Genomic DNA, 19,484 nt, shown 5'->3' on the forward strand with positions numbered 1-19,484 from the left:
GATCCAATGATTTATGTTGACATTAACAAAGATGAATCCGGCTTGATTACATCGTTTAAAATGGAAGGCCATGCCGGCTTTGATGACAGCGGCAAAGACTTGGTTTGTGCGGGTGCTTCAGCTGTTTCATTCGGTTCACTGAATGCGGTGATGGCACTGACGGGCATTACACCTGATATTGATCAGGGGGAAGACGGCGGACTGCTTTCCTGCCGTGTACCGGATGGACTGTCAGCAAACAAGCGCGACCAGGTTCAGCTTTTATTAGAAGGTATGGTTGTCTCCTTACAGACGATTGAAGAAGAGTACGGACAGTATATTCAAATAAATATCCTATAGGAGGTGAAAACACATGTTGAAATTAAATCTTCAATTTTTCGCATCCAAAAAAGGGGTAGGTTCTACAAAAAACGGACGTGACTCTGAGTCGAAACGCCTTGGCGCTAAACGTGCTGACGGCCAGTTCGTAACAGGTGGTTCTATCCTTTACCGTCAACGCGGAACGAAAATTCACCCAGGTGAAAACGTAGGTCGTGGCGGTGATGATACGTTGTTTGCGAAAACAGATGGTATCGTTCGTTTCGAGCGCGTTGGACGCGATCGTAAAAAAGTAAGTGTATATCCTGCTGCTCAATAAGCGGATTACGGATGGAGGCGTTCTGAAAGTCAACCTTTCGGAGCGCCTCTGTTTTTTTGTGCGCAGACGATTATCTTTCCCGTTCAAATGAACCATTTTTCTGCTATACTAACAAAAAGGAAGGTCGCGTTTGAAAACGGGCAGGAGGTGTGACAGCCAGGTGGAAAAGGAAGAATGGACGGTATTAAAAACGCTTCGTCATGCGCGTCATGACTGGATGAACGATATACAGATTGTCAAAGGGTATCTTGCCTTAAATAATCTTGATGAAGCAGCTCGGGCAGCGGATCATATTATTGTGAAGGCTGTGCAGGAATCAAGGCTGTGCAATCTTGGCATGCCGGGGATGGCGGAGCTGTTTATGACGTTCAATTGGTCGCAGCATCTATTTCGGCTTGAATATGAGATTGATGAGAACATTACAGCAGGCCGGACAGATGACCAACAAGCGTTTCGCTTTTTTAACCGTTTGTTTTCATTGCTGGAGCAGCATGTAAAAGAATATAATACACACGAATTATTTATACACTTGTCAGAAAAAGAAGAACACCTTTTTGTGCGAATGGAATGGATGGGAGAGGTGGCAAACCGCCCGCTGCTGCTGGACAAAATAGGTGAAATCCCGAAAGAATTGCAGCTGAAAAGCGCTGTGTTGGAAACGGGTTGTCAGGATATACTAATGGAAGTGACTTTTTAGGAGGAACAGACAATATGTTTGTAGATCAGGTTAAGATATATGTTAAAGGCGGCGACGGCGGAAACGGCATGGTTGCGTTTCGCCGTGAAAAATATGTACCGAACGGCGGTCCTGCTGGCGGCGATGGCGGAAACGGCGCGAACGTTGTGTTTGAAGTGGAAGAAGGGCTTCGCACACTGATGGATTTTCGTTACCAGCGCCATTTTAAAGCGCCGCGCGGCGAACATGGGATGAGCAAAAACATGCACGGGCGCAATTCAAAAGACATGATTGTCAAAGTACCGCCCGGAACAGTCGTAACAGATGATGAAACAGGCGAAGTAATTGCTGATCTTGTAGAACATGGCCAGCAGGCAGTCATTGCAAAAGGCGGCCGCGGCGGCCGCGGAAACAGCCGGTTTGCCACACCTGCGAATCCGGCACCGGAAATTTCCGAAAATGGGGAGCCGGGCATTGAACGCAATGTTACACTTGAATTAAAGTTATTGGCAGACGTCGGACTTGTTGGGTTCCCAAGCGTGGGGAAATCTACGCTTTTGTCTGTTGTTACTGCAGCAAAGCCAAAAATCGCTGCTTATCATTTCACGACACTTGTACCGAATCTCGGCATGGTAGAAACAGAAGATGGCCGAAGCTTTGTTATGGCCGACTTGCCGGGTTTGATTGAAGGCGCGCATGAAGGAACAGGGCTTGGCCATCAATTTTTACGTCACATTGAACGTACACGTGTTATCGTTCACGTGCTTGATATGTCTGGGATGGAAGGGCGCGATCCGTACGAGGATTACGTCACGATTAACAATGAGCTGAAAGAATATAATCTTCGGCTGACAGAGCGTCCGGAAATTATTGTGGCGAATAAAATGGACATGCCGGAAGCGGAAGAACATTTAAAGGCATTTAAAGAAAAGGTAGGAGCGGATGCGGTGATCTTCCCGATTTCGGCAGTAACACGCAGCGGGCTGCGTGACTTATTGTTCGCGATCGCCGACAAAGTAGAAGAAACACCAGAATTCCCGCTTGAGCATGAAGAAGAAGATTTGTCTGTGAACCGGGTTATGTACCGCCATGAAAAACAAGCGGCTGAGTTTGTGATTACTCGTGGTTCGGACGGCGCATTTGAACTAACAGGCAGCAAGATTGAAAAGCTGTTTAAGATGACGGACTTCTCACGGGAGCCCTCTATTCAACGCTTTGCACGTCAGCTGCGTACAATGGGTGTGGATGAAGCTTTACGCGCGCGCGGAGCTGAAAACGGCGACATCGTGCGTCTGCTCGATTATGAATTTGAATTTGTCGAATAAAAGCTGTTGCTGGCGGTTTTAAGGGGGAACGACATGGGGAAGAAAGAGCAAAATGAAAAATTTTATCTCGTCCGCGAAGATGTGCTTCCGGAAGCGATGAAAAAAACGCTTGATGCAAAAGAATTGATTGAACGGAAAAAAGCGGATTCTGTCTGGGAAGCGGTACAAAAAGTAGATTTAAGCCGCAGTGCTTTTTACAAATACCGCGACACGGTGTTTCCGTTTCACACCGTCGTCAAAGAGCGAATCATTACATTGTTTTTTCATCTAGAAGACCGGTCGGGAACCTTATCTGAACTGCTTGCTGTTGTCGCGGGCTGCGGCGGAAATGTGCTGACGATTCATCAGACCATTCCGCTGCAGGGACGCGCAAACGTAACGCTGTCGCTTAATGTCACCGGTATGAAAACCGGGTTGGACGAGCTGTTGTCCCGGCTGAAAAAACTAGAATTTGTAGATACGGTAGAAGTGCTCGGTTCGGGCGCGTAATCCGTTTGAGTGAGAAGACAGGAGTGAACGGTTTTGAGGAAAATTGCTTTTTTAGGTCCCGCGGCGACATTTACCGATATTGCGGTGTCGGATGCGTTTCCGAATGATGAGCGGATTCCATGTGTCACCATTCCGGAGTGCATGGATTATGTCCTTCAAGGAAAAGCGGATCTTGCGGTTGTGCCAATTGAGAATGCGCTGGAAGGAACGGTCAATATGACTATTGATCATTTATTCCATGAAGCAGATTTAACAATTGTCGGTGAATTAACCGCACCCATCCAGCAGCATCTGCTCGTCCATCCGGATAATGCGCACAAATGGAAAGACGCAGGACGCATTTTATCGCATCCACACGCGATTGCACAGTGCCACAAATTTTTGCAGCGCCATTTTTACAGTGTTCCGTCTCAGCAGATGACATCCACTGCGGCGGCCGCTAAATATGTAAGTGAACATCCTGAAGAGTGCATTGCAGCTATTGCTAATTCGCTGTCGGCAGAAGAGTACGGCTTATTTATGGCAGAGGCAGATATTCATGATTATACTTTTAACCATACGCGGTTTCTCGTTTTGTCTAAAACGCATGAAGAATTGACATTTCCGCTTCCGCAAACGGGCGGCAAAACGACGATTGTCGTGACGCTTCCTACCGATCGTCCAGGAACACTCCATCAGGTGTTAGCTACGTTTGCCTGGCGAAATCTGAACCTTGCGAAAATTGAATCGCGCCCTTTAAAAACAGGTCTTGGCAATTATTTTTTCATTATCGATGTGGCGCAGCGCATTGACGATATTTTAGTACCGGGCGCTTTTGCTGAAATGGAGGCACTCGGCTGCAATGTGCAGGTGCTTGGCAGCTATTATGGATATGAGGTCGGGCAGGCAGCAGAAAAAGCATAAAATAAAGAAGCTCGCCAATCGGTGAGCTTCTTTTCGTTATTCAAGCAAAAAGCCGGCATGACGAAGTGCTTGTTCCGCTTCATCAAGCGTGGCTGAATCTTTAGCAGACAGCGTGTGCAAATGAACGCCTTCTGTTAATTCGGATAAGTACGCAGCTTTTGTTTCATTGATTTTCTCCAAAAATTGAAGGGCTTCTTTTCGGTTTGACACCATAATGGACGCGGTTAAATCACCGTATACGGGGTGTTCGATTCTCACATCTTTTACAAGAACGCCAAGATCCACGAGAAGCAGCAATTCTTCTTTCGTTTGATCCGGCGGGTGCAGGCAGGCGACAATCCGCTCTGCATCGGTGTCTTCTTGAATATTTAGATAAACATATCCTTGACTCGTCGCCATAATCGGAACTCCACGTGCTTTCAGCAGTGTAATATCTCCAACAATAACCTGCCGGCTGACCTGTGCCCGTTCAGCCAGTTCATTTCCAGTCAGCGGTGTTTCCTCCGATTGAAGCCAGTGCAAAATCTGCTTGCGCCGTTCCTCGCCAATTAATTTCTTTTTATCTTTCATCATGCAATCCCTCCACCGGCTATCATAGCATAACCGCCTGCGCGGCAACATGCAAAAGTGCCTGTGCAAGCTTTATGACTTCACTTTCAGTCGTTTCAGGCCCGAATGAAAGGCGAAAAAACTGCCGTGCCTCTTCTATTGTCATACCCATCGCAAGAGCGGCTTTCATTCCGGTGGCTGAAGAAGCATCACAGGCACTCCCGGTTGAAATGTACATGTTTTGTGCATTTAAAGCGAGCATCACAAGCTGTCCTTCTATTCCGGGAATACACATTCCGATTACTCCGGGATATTGATTCGAATCATTTCCTTCGATCCACTTTATGGAAGACCCGTTTAGTTTTTCTTTTAACAAATGCCTTAACGTCCAAAGCTTTTCCAATGAAGCAGCTGTTTTGGCCGCTTCGGCAAAGGCGGCGATCGCCGGGGTGTCAACAGTGCCGCCGCGGATGCCTTTCTCGTGCATTAAACCGGGAAAAACCGGACTGACTGATTGAAACGGAGACAGGTAAACGGCTCCACACCCTTTTGGACCGCCAATTTTGTGGGCGGAAAAGGTCATGGCGTCTGCATGAAGGGCATGAAGCGGCACTTTGCCAAATGACTGTACGCAGTCTGTGTGAAAAAGAATACCTCTTTTTTTCGCTTCCACAGCAATTTGTTCAACCGGCTGAATGGTGCCAATTTCCGGGTTGATGTGTTGAATAGAAATAAGCGCAGTATCCGAACAAATTGCCGCTTTGACCGATTCTACTGTTACTACACCATATTCATTGAGCGGCAGCTTTGTTATGTTAAACCCTTCTGATTGAAGAATGGTCATCGCCGAGTGAACAGAAGTGTGTTCAGCCATCCCGGTAATAATATGTTTTTTCGGTTTGTTTCGTGCGAACGACAAAAGAGCCAAAATGTTTCCTTCTGTTCCGCTGCCGGTAAAATAGATGCCATCCTTTAAAACACCGGCCAAACTCGCAATTTCTGTCCGGCACTGCTCCAGCAAGAGCGAAGCCCGTGTACCTTCATCATGTGGGCTCGATGTGTTCCCTGAGAAACAACGGGCTGCTTCTATATAAACGTCAAGCGCTTCTTTTTTCATAGGAGAAGTAGCGGCATAGTCAAAATACAATATCATCCCTGCTCTCTTTATCTTAAATTTATTCTTGTCTTTCTTTTTATTTTATGTAAAGATAAGTGTCAAGACAACTGTAAAGTGAGGGTGGTCGATGAAAAAAATGCCAAGTGCTGTCATTATCGGATCAGGAATCGCGGCATTACAGGCTGCAAGGCATTTAGCAGCGCATATGAATGTGATGGTTATCACAAAGACAGTGATGCGGCAAAGCAATTCTTATTTTGCACAGGGCGGCGTCGCAGCTGTCTTATCTCCACTGGATACGTATGAATCTCATATAAATGATACTCTTGCTGCGGGAGAATTTCATCATAATGCGGCAGCGGTAAAACAGCTTGTCATGGAAGGTGCAGCATGTATGGATGAACTGCTGAAAGAAGGATTTTCAGCGGATCGGCAGGAAAATGGCCTATTGTCATTAGGACTTGAAGGGGCACACAGCCACCGGCGGATTGTGCATGCAGGCGGTGATGCAACTGGAAAGTGGGCGGTTGAGCATTTTATGTCGCACCTTCCAGGTCAAGTAGACATCCGTGAACATGAACTGGCCTTTGAGCTGATTGTTCAAGATAAGGTGTGTACAGGTGTTAAAACAAAATCAAGGAATGGAAAAGTGCATCAATATAAAGCCGATCATGTTATTTTAGCGACAGGCGGAGCGGGGGCGCTTTATTCGTTCACCTCAAATCAGGAGACCATTACAGGGGACGGGATTGCCCTTGCTTATCGTGCCGGCGCCGCTATTACGGACATGGAATTTGTTCAATTCCATCCGACTCTTTTGTATGTAAACGGAGAAACAAAAGGATTGATCTCTGAAGCAGTGAGAGGCGCCGGCGCGGTATTGACAGATGAAGAAGGCGGGAAAATTATGCAAGGGGTTCACCCGCTTGGCGATTTGGCTCCCCGTCATGTAACAGCTTTTGAAATATATAAGGCTCGAAAAAGCGGGCGCGAGGTGTATCTTGATATATCCATGATTAAGGAATTTGAAAGAGCCTTTCCAACAATTTCAGCCATCTGCTGTGGGCAGGGCATTGATATAAAAAAAGGCCTTATTCCTGTCGCGCCTGGCAGTCATTTTTTAATGGGCGGAGTAAAAACGGATACATCTGGACGCACATCGATAAAAGGATTGTATGCGATTGGTGAAACAGCCTGTACGGGCGTTCATGGGGCGAACCGGCTGGCAAGCAATTCACTGCTGGAAGGCATCGCTTTTGGGAAACGTTTTGCAAAGGCATTGATCGCGAGCGGAGAAGCAAGTGAAAAAGCTGGACAGCCGGTTTCATCAGCGGCGGCCGCTATTCCACCGCTTTTTGAGAAAAAAGAGCTGCAGTCAATGATGATGGAGTCCGCCGGTATCATTCGAACAAGCGAAAAACTACAAGCACTTGCAGACTGCCTGCGTGGACCGGTTCAGACAAAGGGAGACATCAGCCACTGGCCGGTTGAGAAAATTGAAAGCTTGTTTATGCATACGACGGCGTATTTAATTGCCGTTTCCGCTCTGGTCAGAACGGAATCACGCGGGGCCCATATTCGGGCAGACCATCCATTAAAACAGGCTCAATGGGAGAAAACATGGATCACATTTGAAAACGGCCAACTGAATAAGAGGAGTGGAGAATATGAATGGAATCAAGCTGGACGAAGCGTTGAAAGCCTTTTTTATTGAAGACATTGGAGATAGAGACATATCAGGAGAAAGTATTTTTTCAGAAAAAGAGAGGGGCAGTTTTTCATTTTTTGCAAAAGAAGCCGGTATTTTTTGCGGGAAAACGATCATTGAGAGAGGGTTTCAAATCGTTGACGATCATGTTTCTGTTCAAGTACTGAAAGCGGACGGTGAACGGGTGGAAGAAGGAGAATGTTTAGCCAAAATAGAAGGAGCGTATCGGTCGCTTTTAGCGGGGGAGCGTGTGGTTTTGAATTTAGTCCAGCGCATGAGCGGCATAGCGACAGCAGCGGCAGCCGCTGTGAAAGAAACAGAGGGAACATCAGCGAAAATATGCGATACGAGAAAAACAGTGCCCGGCCTTCGCATGCTTGAAAAGTACGCGGTCCGAACAGGCGGTGCCTATAATCATCGTACCGGTTTGTACGATGCGATCATGCTGAAAGACAATCATATCGCGTTCGCCGGCGGGATTACGCAGGCGGTGAAAAAAGCGCGTACCGCCTGCGGTCATACGGTAAAAATTGAAGTGGAGGTTGAAACGAAAGAACAGCTTCAAGAAGCGGTTGAATCTGGAGCGGATATTATTATGTTTGATAACTGTACACCGGCTGACATTACCGCGTGGCTGCCGCTTGTACCGCCGCATATCGCAACAGAAGCATCCGGCGGGATTACGCTCCAAAATATTCATGACTATGCGCTCACAGGAGTTGGATGGATATCGCTTGGGGCATTGACACATTCAGTCAAAGCACTTGATATTAGTGCGCGGGTTGAAATGAAGGGAGAGGTTTTAAATGGCATTAACTGAATTGACAAAGAGCATATTGCCGGATCACTACCGCCACATGGAGCGAGCGGAAATGGAAGCGCGGGTTCATGATATAAAAAAGGAGCTTGGCACGGCTCTTTTTATCCCTGGCCACCATTATCAAAAGGATGAAGTCATTCAATTTGCTGATGCGGTCGGTGATTCTCTGCAACTGGCACAAGTTTCAGCCGCAAATCGGCAGGCGGAGCACATCGTTTTTTGTGGGGTTCATTTCATGGCAGAAACAGCGGATATTTTAACAAGTAATAATCAGACGGTTTATTTACCTGATATGCGTGCGGGCTGTTCAATGGCGGATATGGCAGATATTTATCAGACAGAACGTGCATGGACAGCACTGCAGGAGCTGTTTGGCAATACGATCATTCCCCTCACATACGTAAATTCAACAGCAGCCATTAAAGCGTTTACCGGACGAAATGGCGGTTCATGTGTCACGTCATCAAATGCCCGGTCAATGGTTGAATGGGCGTTTACTGAAAAGCCGCGTATTTTGTTTTTGCCAGATCAGCACCTGGGCCGAAATACGGCCTTTGATATTGGTGTGCCGCTTGATCATATGGCGGTTTGGAATCCGCTTACCGACACGCTTGAGTTTGAAGGGAACTTTGAAGATGTCCAGGTGATTTTATGGAAAGGGCATTGCTCGGTTCATGAAAACTTTACTACAGCTAATATTAAGGAATTGCGCCGCACAAGACCGGATATAAAGATTATTGTTCATCCTGAATGCCGGCGGGAAGTAGTGGCTTTATCCGATGATAATGGTTCAACGAAATATATAATTGATACAATTGAAAAAGCAGCGCCTGGATCCGCCTGGGCGGTTGGAACCGAAATGAATCTCGTGAAGCGGATTATTCAACAGCATTCAGACAAAGAAATTATTTCACTTAACCCGAATATGTGCCCTTGCTTAACAATGAACCGGATTGACCTGCCTCATTTGCTGTGGTCGTTAGAAACGATCATGGCAGAAGAAGCGGGCAATATCATCCAAGTGGACGAATGTACAGCAGCAGAAGCAAAACTTTCGCTTGACCGCATGCTTGCGCGGGCTGACTGATTTTTTCGCACAAAGGAAAACCGGGCGCATACAATATGGGGGAATCATCATTGAGGAGGGACACAATGAAAATCCATATTGTGCAGCGCGGAGATACACTTTGGTCAATTGCTGAAAAACATCAAGTATCTTTGGAAGAAGTGAAAAAGTTAAATGCTCACCTGGCGAATCCGGAGATGATCGTTCCGGGAATGAAAATTAAACTGCCGGATACAGCGATGCCAATTGAGAAAGACCATCCATACGCAAATAATAAACCATTCGCAAGCCCGCCGCAGATGGAAGGATTAAAAGAAATGGAAGATGAAGAGGAGCCGGAATTCACGATGCCGGAAAATTGGATGACAGAACCTGTTCCGGCTCCGCCGCAGATGGAACAAGACATGATGATGCAGTGCCCACCGATGCCTTGTTATTTTTTTCCAGTTCCTTTTCCGATGCCACATATGCAGCCAATGCAACATATGCCGAATATGCCACATACGCCGTATATGATGCCAGAAGTGGAAGGACAGGAAGAAGCTGAATTTCCTAATATGATGCCGCGATGCCCATATTGTCATCGTTAATGAAAAAGAACAGCCTGAAAGACGTGCATTGCACGTCTTTCAGGCTGTTGACAAACGCTCGCTTTCGGCGTCGCTTGCCAGCTGTGAATGCTCATGACCCCAAAAAGGTCACTCCGCTTCCCATCCGGCCGCGCTCCTTGAAAGACAAACGTTTTCAATCAGCCTGCTTTCTGACTTTGTCTACACTCTCAAAGACGTGCATTGCACGTCTTTTTTTGTATGCTTAACAAGCAGATTCTCACTTTTTCAAAATAATGTTAATCCTTCGTAAAATCTGATTTATGGCAGAACAGGTACAAATGGTTAGTGTTTGAATGTTTTTGATAAATAATGATTGAAAATGATTGTTTTTCTATGAAAGCGGTTATATAATGAGAGTAACAAAAAATAAAGGAGGAATGCAGCCAGTGTTGACTGAAGAACGCCACTTTACAATTTTAAACTTTTTAAAAGAAAAAGAAATTGTGAAGATTCAAGAATTAACAGATGCGACTGGAGCGTCTGAATCGACTATTCGGCGCGACCTAACAGATTTAGAAGACGCTGGTCTTTTAAGGCGTGTTCACGGTGGCGCAGCAAAAGTATCCAGAAAACGCATTGAACCAACAATGAATGAAAAAAGCTCGCGATTTTCAGAAGAAAAACGAGCAGCTGGCCGGCTGGCTGCATCCTTGATCGAAAACGATGATTGTATATTTATTGATGCAGGCACAACAACTCTTGCTCTCATCCCTTACATTCAAGCCAAAAATATTATTGCGGTCACAAACGGCTTTGATCATTTGCGTCTTTTAGTGAAAAAAGGCATTCAAGCGTATGGTACAGGAGGTATGCTGAAACAGTCGACACAAGCTTTTACAGGGACGGGAGCTGTCCATGGTCTTCAGCAATACTGGTTCGATAAAGCATTTCTTGGTGTAAACGGCATTCATTTAAAAGCGGGCTACACGACACCGGATCCGGAAGAAGCCGCTGTAAAGAGAGAGGCGTTAAAACGTGCGCAACAGCCGTATGTTTTAGCGGATGCATCAAAGTTTCAGGAAAGTACATTTACTCATATAGCAGATTTAAAAGAAGCAGTTATTATTACGGGTAAAATTCCAGAAAAAACAAGAAGTTTGTTTGAACAGGCAACAGATATCGAGGAGGCATTATCATGATTTATACATGCACATTAAATCCGGCTGTTGACTATGTCGTGCGGGTTGAGGATTTTCAAGCGGGCGGCTTAAATCGATCGGAAAGCGCGGATATGTACGCCGGAGGGAAAGGGATTAATGTTTCACGTGTACTAAAGCGCCTTGGCAGTGATACGTGTGCAATCGGCTTTGCGGGCGGATTTACAGGAGAGTTTATTAAAAATGAATTGGACCGGGAAGGTGTTTTCCACCGTTTCACATCCATACAGGGTGTTACGAGAATTAACGTAAAGCTAAAATCGAACGCGGAAACGGAAATTAATGGTCCGGCACCAGCTATTTCGGAAGAGGATGCGAACCGGCTCGTACAGCTTACAAGTGAATTAACAAAGCGGGACTGGCTTCATATTGGAGGCAGCGTTCCATCATCACTTCCGGCAGATTATGCGGGAACATTGATTGACGCAGCGAGAAGCCAAGGAGCGCGGGTCGTTGTTGATACAAGCGGCGCGGCGCTAAAGGCACTTCTCCCATACAATCCGTTTTTTGTTAAGCCGAATCATCATGAGCTTAGTGAACTATTTGATACAGAAATAAATACAAAAGAAGAAGCGGCTTTCATTGCAAAAAAATTAGTAGATGGCGGTACTGAAAATGTTATCGTTTCAATGGGCGGCGATGGTGCGGTATTTGTGAATAAAGAAGGAGCCTATTATGCTGAATCACCGAAAGGCACTGTGAAAAATACAGTTGGTGCGGGCGATTCCATGGTCGCCGCGTTTATGGCGAAAATTGATGCTGGCTTAAAGCCGCATGAAGCCTTCCACTGGGCAGTTGCAGCAGGAAGCGCTACTGCTTTTTCAGACGATTTATGCTCTAAAGCGGAAGTAGAAGATGTATACAGCAGAGTAAGGATTGTAAAAGCAGAACAGGAGGGAAAATAAAATGAGAATTACAGATTTGTTGAAAAAAGATACGATCATTATGGATCTGTCTGCAGCAGATAAAGCATCTGTTATTGATGAGCTAGTAGCCAAATTAGATCAGGCAGGGCGCTTAAACGACCGTTCCGCTTATAAAGAAGCGATTTTAGTGCGTGAAGCACAAAGCACAACAGGTGTCGGTGAAGGAATTGCGATTCCGCACGCAAAAACAGCGGCGGTAAAAACACCAGCTGTGGCGTTTGGTCGCGCAAAAAATGGCATTGATTATGAATCACTCGACGGTCAGCCGGCTAACCTGTTTTTCATGATTGCGGCTCCAGACGGCGCAAACGAAGCGCACTTGGAAACCTTATCAAGCTTATCCGGCTTTTTAATGGACCCAGCGTTCCGCGAAGTGTTATTAAATGCACGTACGGAAAGCGATATTATTCAAGCGTTTGAATCACGTGAAGATGCACCTGCAGAAGAAGAAACTGCTGCTCCAGCTCAAGCTGGCGCTCCATCTGTTTTGGCGGTAACAGCCTGCCCGACAGGAATTGCGCATACGTACATGGCTGCAGACTCACTAAAAGCGAAAGCAAAAGAAAAAGGCATTAACTTTAAAGTCGAAACAAACGGCTCGAGCGGTGTGAAAAACGCTTTAACAGCCGATGAAATTGCAAATGCCACAGCGATTATCGTTGCAGCGGACAAGCAGGTTGAAATGGAACGCTTTAAAGGCAAGCATGTTATTCAAGTGCCGGTTGCCCAAGGAATTCGCAACCCGGACGGACTGCTTGACCGTGCTGTGAAGCAGGATGCACCTGTATTCCAAGGAAGCGGTGGTTCTGCACCGTCTTCATCGGACAGCGGTTCTGCTGGAAATGCGTTTTATAAACATTTAATGAGCGGTGTATCCGCAATGCTTCCACTTGTAGTCGGCGGTGGTATTTTAATCGCGATCTCGTTTTTCTTTGGAATTAATGCGGTAAATCCGGACGATCCATCTTTTAACCCGTTTGCGAAAGCGTTAATGGATATAGGCGGCGGCAGCGCGTTTGCTCTCATGATTCCGATTTTGGCTGGTTTTATCGCGATGAGTATTGCGGATCGTCCAGGTCTTGCTCCAGGACTCGTCGGTGGTATGTTGGCAGCAAGTGGCGGTTCCGGCTTCCTTGGCGGCTTAATTGCCGGTTTCCTTGCAGGTTATGCCGTTGTTGGATTGAAGAAGTTGTTTGCTGGTCTTCCACAGGCCCTTGATGGCATTAAACCGGTTCTATTGTATCCTCTTTTTGGTATTTTCATTACGGGTATGGCGATGATTTACGTAGTCAATGGTCCGGTCAGCGCATTAAATCAATGGCTGGTTGATGTTTTAGGTGGTATGGGAACAAGCAACCTTGTTCTTCTGGGCATTATTCTTGGTGGTATGATGGCTGTTGATATGGGCGGCCCAGTCAACAAAGCCGCATTTACATTTGGTATCGCAATGATCGATGCAGGCAACTTTGCGCCACACGCAGCTGTTATGGCTGGCGGTATGGTGCCTCCGCTTGGTATCGCGCTTGCAACAACATTCTTTAAAAACCGTTTTACAGCACAAGAACGTGATGCGGGGAAAACAAACTACATTATGGGTGCATCTTTTATTACAGAAGGCGCGATTCCCTTCGCGGCAAAAGATCCGGCACGTGTCATTCCAGCGGCGATTGCCGGCTCTGCAGTGGCGGGTGCGCTGACAATGATCTTCGGTGTGAAATTGCCGGCACCACATGGCGGGATCTTCGTTTTCCCTGTTGTACAGGGAAATCCACTCCTTTACCTTTTGGCGGTTCTTATCGGAGCTGCAGTGACGGCTGTACTGCTTGCCATCTTGAAAAAACCACTCAAGTCATAACAGCCGGGACGGTTCAACATTTGTTGAACCGTCTTTTTCTTGTCCAGCTCCAGACACCATCAGTTCGAGGGTTCACAGGATGTGATGTGAGTCACAAAAGCGTTACAGCAGGAAGCTGCGTTCTTGGGCCTGCAAGATGTAGGTCACAAAAGCGTTGCGGCATGATGCCGCGTTCTTGGGCCTACAGGATGTAGGTCACAAAAGCGTTGTGGCACGATGCCACGTTCTTAGCTTTTGTTCCATCTACCCAATCCAGCCAATCACTTCTGGAGGCAAAAAGCGCCTCCGCCATTGTTCATCTTATTTGCCTTCGATAATCGGACGCCTTGCGCTTTTCTATGGAAAAAAGAATGTGAAAAAGATAGTATTAAAAGAAAAGAGAAACGGGGAGATTAAATGGGGAACTTACAAGGGAAACGGATCGCAATTACTGGCTCACGCAAAATGATGGAAATGAGCATGATGGTGCAAAAAAAGGGCGGCACCGCATTTGAGCGCCCGCTTCAAGAAACGATTAAATGCACGCCAGAGGACATGAAAGCGTCAATTGAAGATGTCATTGCAAATGGAACGGACTGGAGTGTCTTCACAACTGGAATTGGTACATCAGCTGTTTTTGAAGCGGCCAATGCACTTGGCTTAACGGAACCGTTTCAAAAAGCGATAGCGGCCTCCCGGATTGCTACACGAGGCTATAAAACGGTACAGGAGTTGAAAAAATATGGCTTAACACCAGAAGCAGAAGACGGTGATGGGACCAATGCCGGCCTGTTGAGTGCCCTCGAACAAGTGGATTTACGTGAACGTCGCGTTTTCTTGCAGCTTCACGGTGAACCGGTGCCGGCACTCGAGCAGGGATTTGCAAAAAAAGGGGCTGATTTATTATACGTTTTGCCATATAAAACGACTGTCCCGCAGCCGGAGATTGTTACAAAACTTGTAAATGAAGTAATTGATGGAGACATCGATGCAGTATTATTTACGGCTACCCCACAAGTGCGCGTGTTGTTTCAGGAGGCAAAAGAAAACGGACTTGCCCAACAGCTGGCTGAAGCATTTAATGTGAGAGCAGCCGCTGGTTCTGTCGGCAAAGTCACGACTGGAACGTTAAACGAATATGGTGTCAACCGTGTGATTGCACCCGAGTATGAGCGAATGGGCGCATTGGTTGTTGCAGTTGATGAATTTTTCAAAGCTGACTGAATATTCAGGGAACAAATGTTTCTTTTTAGGCGTCATTGTGATATGATACAATGAATAAAGCGTTTTTGAAGGAGACAAAAATTTGTACGAGTATATAAAAGGGATTATTTCATTCATTGGACCGGAATACATTGTGATCGAAAACAATGGCATTGGCTACCGGGTACTGACACCAAATCCATTTGCTTTTTCAAAACATGAACAGGAACAAAAAAAAGTTTATTTGTACCAGCATGTCCGCGAAGATGCACATTTGTTATTTGGATTTGCCACAGCAGAAGAAAAAAGGTTGTTTGAGAAGCTGATCAGTGTATCCGGCATCGGGCCAAAAGGAGCACTCGCCGTACTTGCATCCGGGGCACCTTCACACGTGGTTCATGCGATTGAGCGCGAAGATGAACCGTATTTAATTAAGTTTCCAGGCATCGGCAAAAAAACGGCAAGACAAATGATTCTGGATTTAAAAGGAAAACTGGATCATGTCGTGTCTGATTCTTTAACAGGCCTATTTGTTCAAGAGGAGGGAGAACCGGCGTCATCAGCTAATGCAGCACTTGATGAAGCCTTGCTGGCACTTGAAGCGCTCGGTTACTCACCACGTGAAATCAAGCGTATATCCGGGCGTTTAGAGAAGGAAGAAACGATGTCAACCGATGAATACATTCGAAAAGGGCTGCAGCTGCTGCTTGGATAAAGGGAGGGACTGTATTGGACGAGACTCGTGTACTATCAGGCGGCGCCGGGGCAGAAGAGCGATTTGAAGAACAGTCGCTCCGTCCGCAAACATTAAATCAATATATTGGGCAAGACCAGGTAAAACAAAATTTGTCTATTTTTATTGAAGCGGCATTAAAACGGGAAGAATCACTCGACCATGTGCTTTTATACGGACCACCCGGACTTGGGAAAACGACGATGGCCGCTGTCATTGCAAATGAAATGAGCGCGGGCTTTCGAACAACATCAGGTCCTGCTATTGAGCGGCCTGGTGATTTGGCTGCTGTGCTAACGGCATTGGCACCGGGAGATGTATTGTTTATTGATGAAATTCATCGTCTGCCGCGTTCCATTGAAGAAGTGCTGTATCCAGCGATGGAAGATTTTTGCCTCGATATTGTCATTGGAAAAGGTCCGGAAGCGCGCTCTGTCCGTCTGGATTTGCCGCCCTTTACACTGATCGGTGCTACGACCCGGGCCGGAGCGTTGTCTGCCCCGCTTCGTGATCGTTTTGGCGTTCATTCCCGTTTGGAGTACTACACAACCGATCAATTGAAAGAAGTCGTCCTGCGAACAGCAGATATATTCGGCACGGCGATTGACAGGGATGGGGCGGAAGAGTTGGCACGGCGATCGCGTGGAACACCCCGTATTGCCAACCGTTTATTAAAGCGCGTGCGTGATTATGCAGAAGTTCGCGGGGAAGGGCACATTACCCTTCAAAAAGCGAATGAAGCGCTGGAACTCTTGCAAGTAGACCGTCTGGGTCTTGATCATATTGATCATAAACTTTTGACAACGATTTTAGGGCGGTTTAAAGGCGGCCCGGTTGGCCTGGATACACTTGCGGCGAGTATCGGCGAAGAATCAACAACGATTGAAGATGTGTACGAGCCGTATTTATTGCAAATCGGTTTCCTGCAGCGCACACCGCGTGGCAGAATAGCATTGCCGGGGGCGTATGAACATTTTCACATGGAGGTACCATCGCCATGACGGGATTCGGCAAAGTGCTCATGCTTGCGGGTATTGTTTTATTTGTGCTCGGTGTATTGCTGCAATTTACAAAGCTCGGCCGGCTGCCGGGTGATATTGTCATTAAAAAAGAAAACGCGACATTTTATTTTCCGATTGTGACATCGATCGTGGCAAGCATTGTGCTGTCACTTATTTTTTATGTGATCGGAAAATGGAGATAGACTAGAGGTGTAATGGATGAAAGTAGAAGATTTTGATTTTAATCTGCCGGAAGAATTAATTGCCCAGACGCCATTAAAAGAGCGGGCTGAAAGCCGGATGATGGTGTTAGACAAACAGACAGGCACGCTTACTCATGAGACATTTAAAAATGTCGTAAACTACTTAAAGCCAGGCGACTTGCTTATCTTAAACGATACGAAGGTATTGCCTGCGCGCCTACATGGGGTTAAAGAAGAAACTGGCGCTAACATTGAAGTTTTGCTTTTAAAGCAAGATGAAAAAGATGTATGGGAGACACTGGTTAAGCCGGCAAAACGAATTAAAGAAGGCAGTGTCATTTCATTTGGGAACGGCAGGCTTAAAGCCGTCTGTACCGGTGAAAAGGAACAAGGCGGCCGCATGCTTCGATTTGAGTATGATGGTATTTTTTACGAAGTGCTTGATGAGCTTGGGGAAATGCCACTGCCGCCCTATATTAAAGAGCAGCTTGATGAAAAAGACCGCTACCAGACAGTGTACGCTAAAGAGCGCGGGTCGGCTGCCGCACCGACGGCCGGTCTTCATTTTACGGAACCGCTTTTAGCTCAATTAAAAGAGCATGGTGTACGGATCGAATTTATTACGCTTCATGTTGGTCTTGGAACGTTCCGCCCGGTGTCGGTCGATTCCATTGAAGATCATGACATGCATGCCGAATATTATACGATTTCGAAGCAAACGGAGGAAGCCATTCGTGAAACGAAAAAACAAGGCGGACGTGTCATTGCGGTCGGCACAACATCTGTCCGGACGCTTGAAACCGCAGCGCGTGATCATGGTATCGTGCGAGAATCAAGCGGCTGGACTGATATTTTTATTTATCCGGGATTTGAGTTTAAAGCAATTGACGGCATGATTACGAACTTCCATTTGCCAAAATCCACGCTGATTATGTTAATTAGTGCGCTTGCCGGACAAAGTCATGTGATGACGGCATATGCAGAAGCAGTAAAAGAACGGTATCGATTTTTCAGCTTTGGAGATGCGATGCTTATTATCGATATGAAAGGTGGCAATACGATTGACAGCCATTAAATATGAATTCATTAAAGCATGTAAACAGACAGGAGCCCGCCTCGGCCGTGTTCATACGCCGCACGGCAGCTTTGAAACACCGGTCTTTATGCCGGTTGGGACGCTCGCGACCGTTAAAACGATGGCGCCGGAAGATATTAAAGCGATGGGTGCAAATATTTTGCTTAGCAACACCTACCACCTGTGGCTTCGTCCTGGCCATGATATCGTTCAGGAAGCAGGCGGCCTGCACAAGTTTATGAACTGGGACGGTGCTATTTTGACCGATTCCGGCGGGTTCCAGGTGTTTTCACTAAGCGAGTTCCGGAAAATTGAAGAAGAAGGCGTTCATTTCCGCAATCATATTAATGGTGATAAATTATTTTTGTCACCAGAAAAAGCGATGGACATTCAAAATGCGCTCGGCTCGGATATTATGATGGCCTTTGATGAATGCCCGCCATATCCTGCGGAATATGATTATATGAAAAAGTCAGTTGAACGGACGTCACGGTGGGCGGAGCGCTGTTTAACTGCGCATAAGCGCCCGAACGACCAGGGGCTGTTTGGCATCGTGCAGGGCGGTGAATACGAAGAGCTGCGTAAACAAAGCGCCCGTGACCTTGTGTCGCTTGACTTCCCGGGTTATGCCATTGGCGGCTTGTCCGTTGGAGAGCCGAAAGATGTCATGAACCGTGTACTTGACTTTACAACGCCACACTTGCCGGCAGATAAGCCTCGTTACCTGATGGGTGTGGGGTCGCCGGATTCCCTAATTGATGGAGCGATCCGTGGAATTGATATGTTTGACTGTGTGCTGCCAACACGAATTGCCCGAAATGGAACTTTGATGACAAGTGAAGGCAGATTGGTTGTAAAGAATGCGAAGTATGCCCGTGATTTTGGACCGCTTGATCCGAACTGTGACTGCTACGCATGCAAAAATTATTCTCGTGCTTACATTCGCCACTTGCTTCACTGCAATGAAACTTTCGGAATTCGACTTACGACTTACCATAACCTTCATTTTCTGATAAACTTAATGGAAAACGTACGTCAAGCGATCCGTGAGGACCGGCTTGGTGATTTCCGCGAGGAGTTCTTTGAGCAATACGGGTTCAACCGTCCGGATGCAAAAAACTTTTGACGTTGTTCTGTTTTTGGAAAGGAGTGAAGAATAAGAATGGAAGCTTTAGCACAATTTCTCCCTTTAATCGTTATGTTCGCGCTTTTTTATTTTCTGTTGATTCGTCCACAGCGAAAGCGTCAGCGTACGGTAGTGGAAATGCAAAATAATTTGCAAAAAGGCGACAAAATCGTCACGATCGGCGGTCTTCATGGCATGATTGAATCATCCGATGAAACAACGATCACGATTATTGTCGGCGATGGTACACGTCTGACGTTTGACCGCTCAGCAGTACGCGACGTTGTCGATAAAGGTAAAGTGTAAGAAAAAAAGCCCGGAGCTC

At 46.5% G+C, this 19,484-nt stretch carries 22 protein-coding genes; 20 read left to right on the plus strand and 2 right to left on the minus strand.

All coding sequences use genetic code 11. The features are described from left to right. Positions 1-6: 6 nt before the first annotated feature. From BA724_RS11705 to pheA, 6 genes are all read left to right on the plus strand, one after another. The gene (locus BA724_RS11705; RefSeq protein ID WP_069938850.1) at positions 7-339 is read left to right on the plus strand and encodes a ribosomal-processing cysteine protease Prp; all 333 of its coding nucleotides are present in this window, start codon (positions 7-9) and stop codon (positions 337-339) included. A 13-nt stretch (positions 340-352) separates the two neighbouring features. Beyond that, on the plus strand, positions 353-637 hold the full coding sequence (rpmA, locus tag BA724_RS11710) for a 50S ribosomal protein L27 (protein ID WP_045849799.1): 285 nt from the start codon (positions 353-355) through the stop codon (positions 635-637). A 160-nt stretch (positions 638-797) separates the two neighbouring features. Further along, the gene (locus tag BA724_RS11715; RefSeq protein WP_069938851.1) at positions 798-1,334 is read left to right on the plus strand and encodes a Spo0B C-terminal domain-containing protein; all 537 of its coding nucleotides are present in this window, start codon (positions 798-800) and stop codon (positions 1,332-1,334) included. A gap of 14 nt (positions 1,335-1,348) precedes the next feature. Next, on the plus strand, positions 1,349-2,638 hold the full coding sequence (gene obgE, locus BA724_RS11720) for a GTPase ObgE (RefSeq protein ID WP_069938852.1): 1,290 nt from the start codon (positions 1,349-1,351) through the stop codon (positions 2,636-2,638). A 33-nt stretch (positions 2,639-2,671) separates the two neighbouring features. After that, positions 2,672-3,127, plus strand: a complete 456-nt coding sequence (locus BA724_RS11725; protein WP_069938853.1) for an ACT domain-containing protein — start codon at positions 2,672-2,674, stop codon at positions 3,125-3,127. A gap of 33 nt (positions 3,128-3,160) precedes the next feature. Beyond that, a complete protein-coding gene (gene pheA / locus BA724_RS11730) occupies positions 3,161-4,030 on the plus strand; it encodes a prephenate dehydratase (protein ID WP_069938854.1) in 870 nt (289 codons plus the stop codon). A gap of 36 nt (positions 4,031-4,066) precedes the next feature. Here the strand turns inward: pheA and BA724_RS11735 are convergent, their stop codons facing one another. Both BA724_RS11735 and BA724_RS11740 read right to left on the minus strand, forming a co-directional pair. Then, positions 4,067-4,600, minus strand: a complete 534-nt coding sequence (locus tag BA724_RS11735; protein WP_069939238.1) for a transcription repressor NadR — start codon at positions 4,598-4,600, stop codon at positions 4,067-4,069. A 22-nt stretch (positions 4,601-4,622) separates the two neighbouring features. Further along, a complete protein-coding gene (locus BA724_RS11740; protein ID WP_342670005.1) occupies positions 4,623-5,732 on the minus strand; it encodes an IscS subfamily cysteine desulfurase in 1,110 nt (369 codons plus the stop codon). Positions 5,733-5,823: 91 nt separating this feature from the next. Here BA724_RS11740 and nadB point away from each other — a divergent pair, with 91 nt between their 5' ends. The 14 genes from nadB to yajC all read left to right on the plus strand — a co-directional run bounded on the left by nadB (position 5,824) and on the right by yajC (position 19,465). Further along, positions 5,824-7,410 (plus strand): L-aspartate oxidase, encoded by a 1,587-nt coding sequence (nadB, locus tag BA724_RS11745; RefSeq protein ID WP_069938855.1) that lies wholly within the window; start codon positions 5,824-5,826, stop codon positions 7,408-7,410. Continuing rightward, positions 7,364-8,224, plus strand: a complete 861-nt coding sequence (gene nadC, locus BA724_RS11750; protein ID WP_069938856.1) for a carboxylating nicotinate-nucleotide diphosphorylase — start codon at positions 7,364-7,366, stop codon at positions 8,222-8,224. Before nadB ends, nadC begins: the two co-directional genes overlap by 47 nt. Then, positions 8,211-9,311, plus strand: coding sequence for a quinolinate synthase NadA (gene nadA / locus BA724_RS11755; protein WP_069938857.1), 1,101 nt, complete (start codon positions 8,211-8,213; stop codon positions 9,309-9,311). Before nadC ends, nadA begins: the two co-directional genes overlap by 14 nt. Positions 9,312-9,376: 65 nt before the next feature. Continuing rightward, positions 9,377-9,880 carry a LysM peptidoglycan-binding domain-containing protein gene (locus tag BA724_RS11760; protein ID WP_069938858.1) on the plus strand — a complete coding sequence of 168 codons (504 nt, stop codon included), beginning with the start codon at positions 9,377-9,379 and terminating at the stop codon, positions 9,878-9,880. A 407-nt stretch (positions 9,881-10,287) separates the two neighbouring features. Continuing rightward, positions 10,288-11,040, plus strand: coding sequence for a DeoR/GlpR family DNA-binding transcription regulator (locus tag BA724_RS11765; protein ID WP_069939240.1), 753 nt, complete (start codon positions 10,288-10,290; stop codon positions 11,038-11,040). Further along, positions 11,037-11,963, plus strand: a complete 927-nt coding sequence (gene pfkB, locus BA724_RS11770; protein WP_069938859.1) for a 1-phosphofructokinase — start codon at positions 11,037-11,039, stop codon at positions 11,961-11,963. The genes BA724_RS11765 and pfkB overlap by 4 nt, the downstream gene beginning before the upstream one ends. A gap of 1 nt (position 11,964) precedes the next feature. Next, a complete protein-coding gene (locus BA724_RS11775) occupies positions 11,965-13,839 on the plus strand; it encodes a PTS fructose transporter subunit IIABC (protein WP_069938860.1) in 1,875 nt (624 codons plus the stop codon). A 396-nt stretch (positions 13,840-14,235) separates the two neighbouring features. Beyond that, complete coding sequence (locus tag BA724_RS11780) at positions 14,236-15,042, plus strand: uroporphyrinogen-III synthase (RefSeq protein ID WP_069938861.1); 807 nt, start codon at positions 14,236-14,238, stop codon at positions 15,040-15,042. An 82-nt stretch (positions 15,043-15,124) separates the two neighbouring features. After that, positions 15,125-15,736: a Holliday junction branch migration protein RuvA gene (gene ruvA, locus BA724_RS11785; protein WP_069938862.1), complete on the plus strand. Its 612-nt coding sequence runs from the start codon at positions 15,125-15,127 to the stop codon at positions 15,734-15,736. Between the two features lie 14 nt (positions 15,737-15,750). Then, positions 15,751-16,755 (plus strand): Holliday junction branch migration DNA helicase RuvB, encoded by a 1,005-nt coding sequence (ruvB, locus tag BA724_RS11790; RefSeq protein ID WP_069938863.1) that lies wholly within the window; start codon positions 15,751-15,753, stop codon positions 16,753-16,755. Beyond that, on the plus strand, positions 16,752-16,958 hold the full coding sequence (locus BA724_RS11795; RefSeq protein ID WP_069938864.1) for a DUF2905 domain-containing protein: 207 nt from the start codon (positions 16,752-16,754) through the stop codon (positions 16,956-16,958). The genes ruvB and BA724_RS11795 overlap by 4 nt, the downstream gene beginning before the upstream one ends. A 16-nt stretch (positions 16,959-16,974) precedes the next feature. Beyond that, positions 16,975-18,033 (plus strand): tRNA preQ1(34) S-adenosylmethionine ribosyltransferase-isomerase QueA, encoded by a 1,059-nt coding sequence (queA, locus tag BA724_RS11800; RefSeq protein ID WP_069938865.1) that lies wholly within the window; start codon positions 16,975-16,977, stop codon positions 18,031-18,033. Then, positions 18,020-19,159: a tRNA guanosine(34) transglycosylase Tgt gene (tgt, locus tag BA724_RS11805; RefSeq protein ID WP_069938866.1), complete on the plus strand. Its 1,140-nt coding sequence runs from the start codon at positions 18,020-18,022 to the stop codon at positions 19,157-19,159. Before queA ends, tgt begins: the two co-directional genes overlap by 14 nt. 36 nt (positions 19,160-19,195) lie before the next feature. Then, positions 19,196-19,465 carry a preprotein translocase subunit YajC gene (gene yajC / locus BA724_RS11810; protein ID WP_069938867.1) on the plus strand — a complete coding sequence of 90 codons (270 nt, stop codon included), beginning with the start codon at positions 19,196-19,198 and terminating at the stop codon, positions 19,463-19,465. Positions 19,466-19,484 lie beyond the last annotated feature (19 nt).

Origin of the sequence: Domibacillus iocasae (assembly GCF_001750285.1) — a bacterium.
GTDB lineage: Bacteria > Bacillota > Bacilli > Bacillales > Domibacillaceae > Domibacillus > Domibacillus iocasae.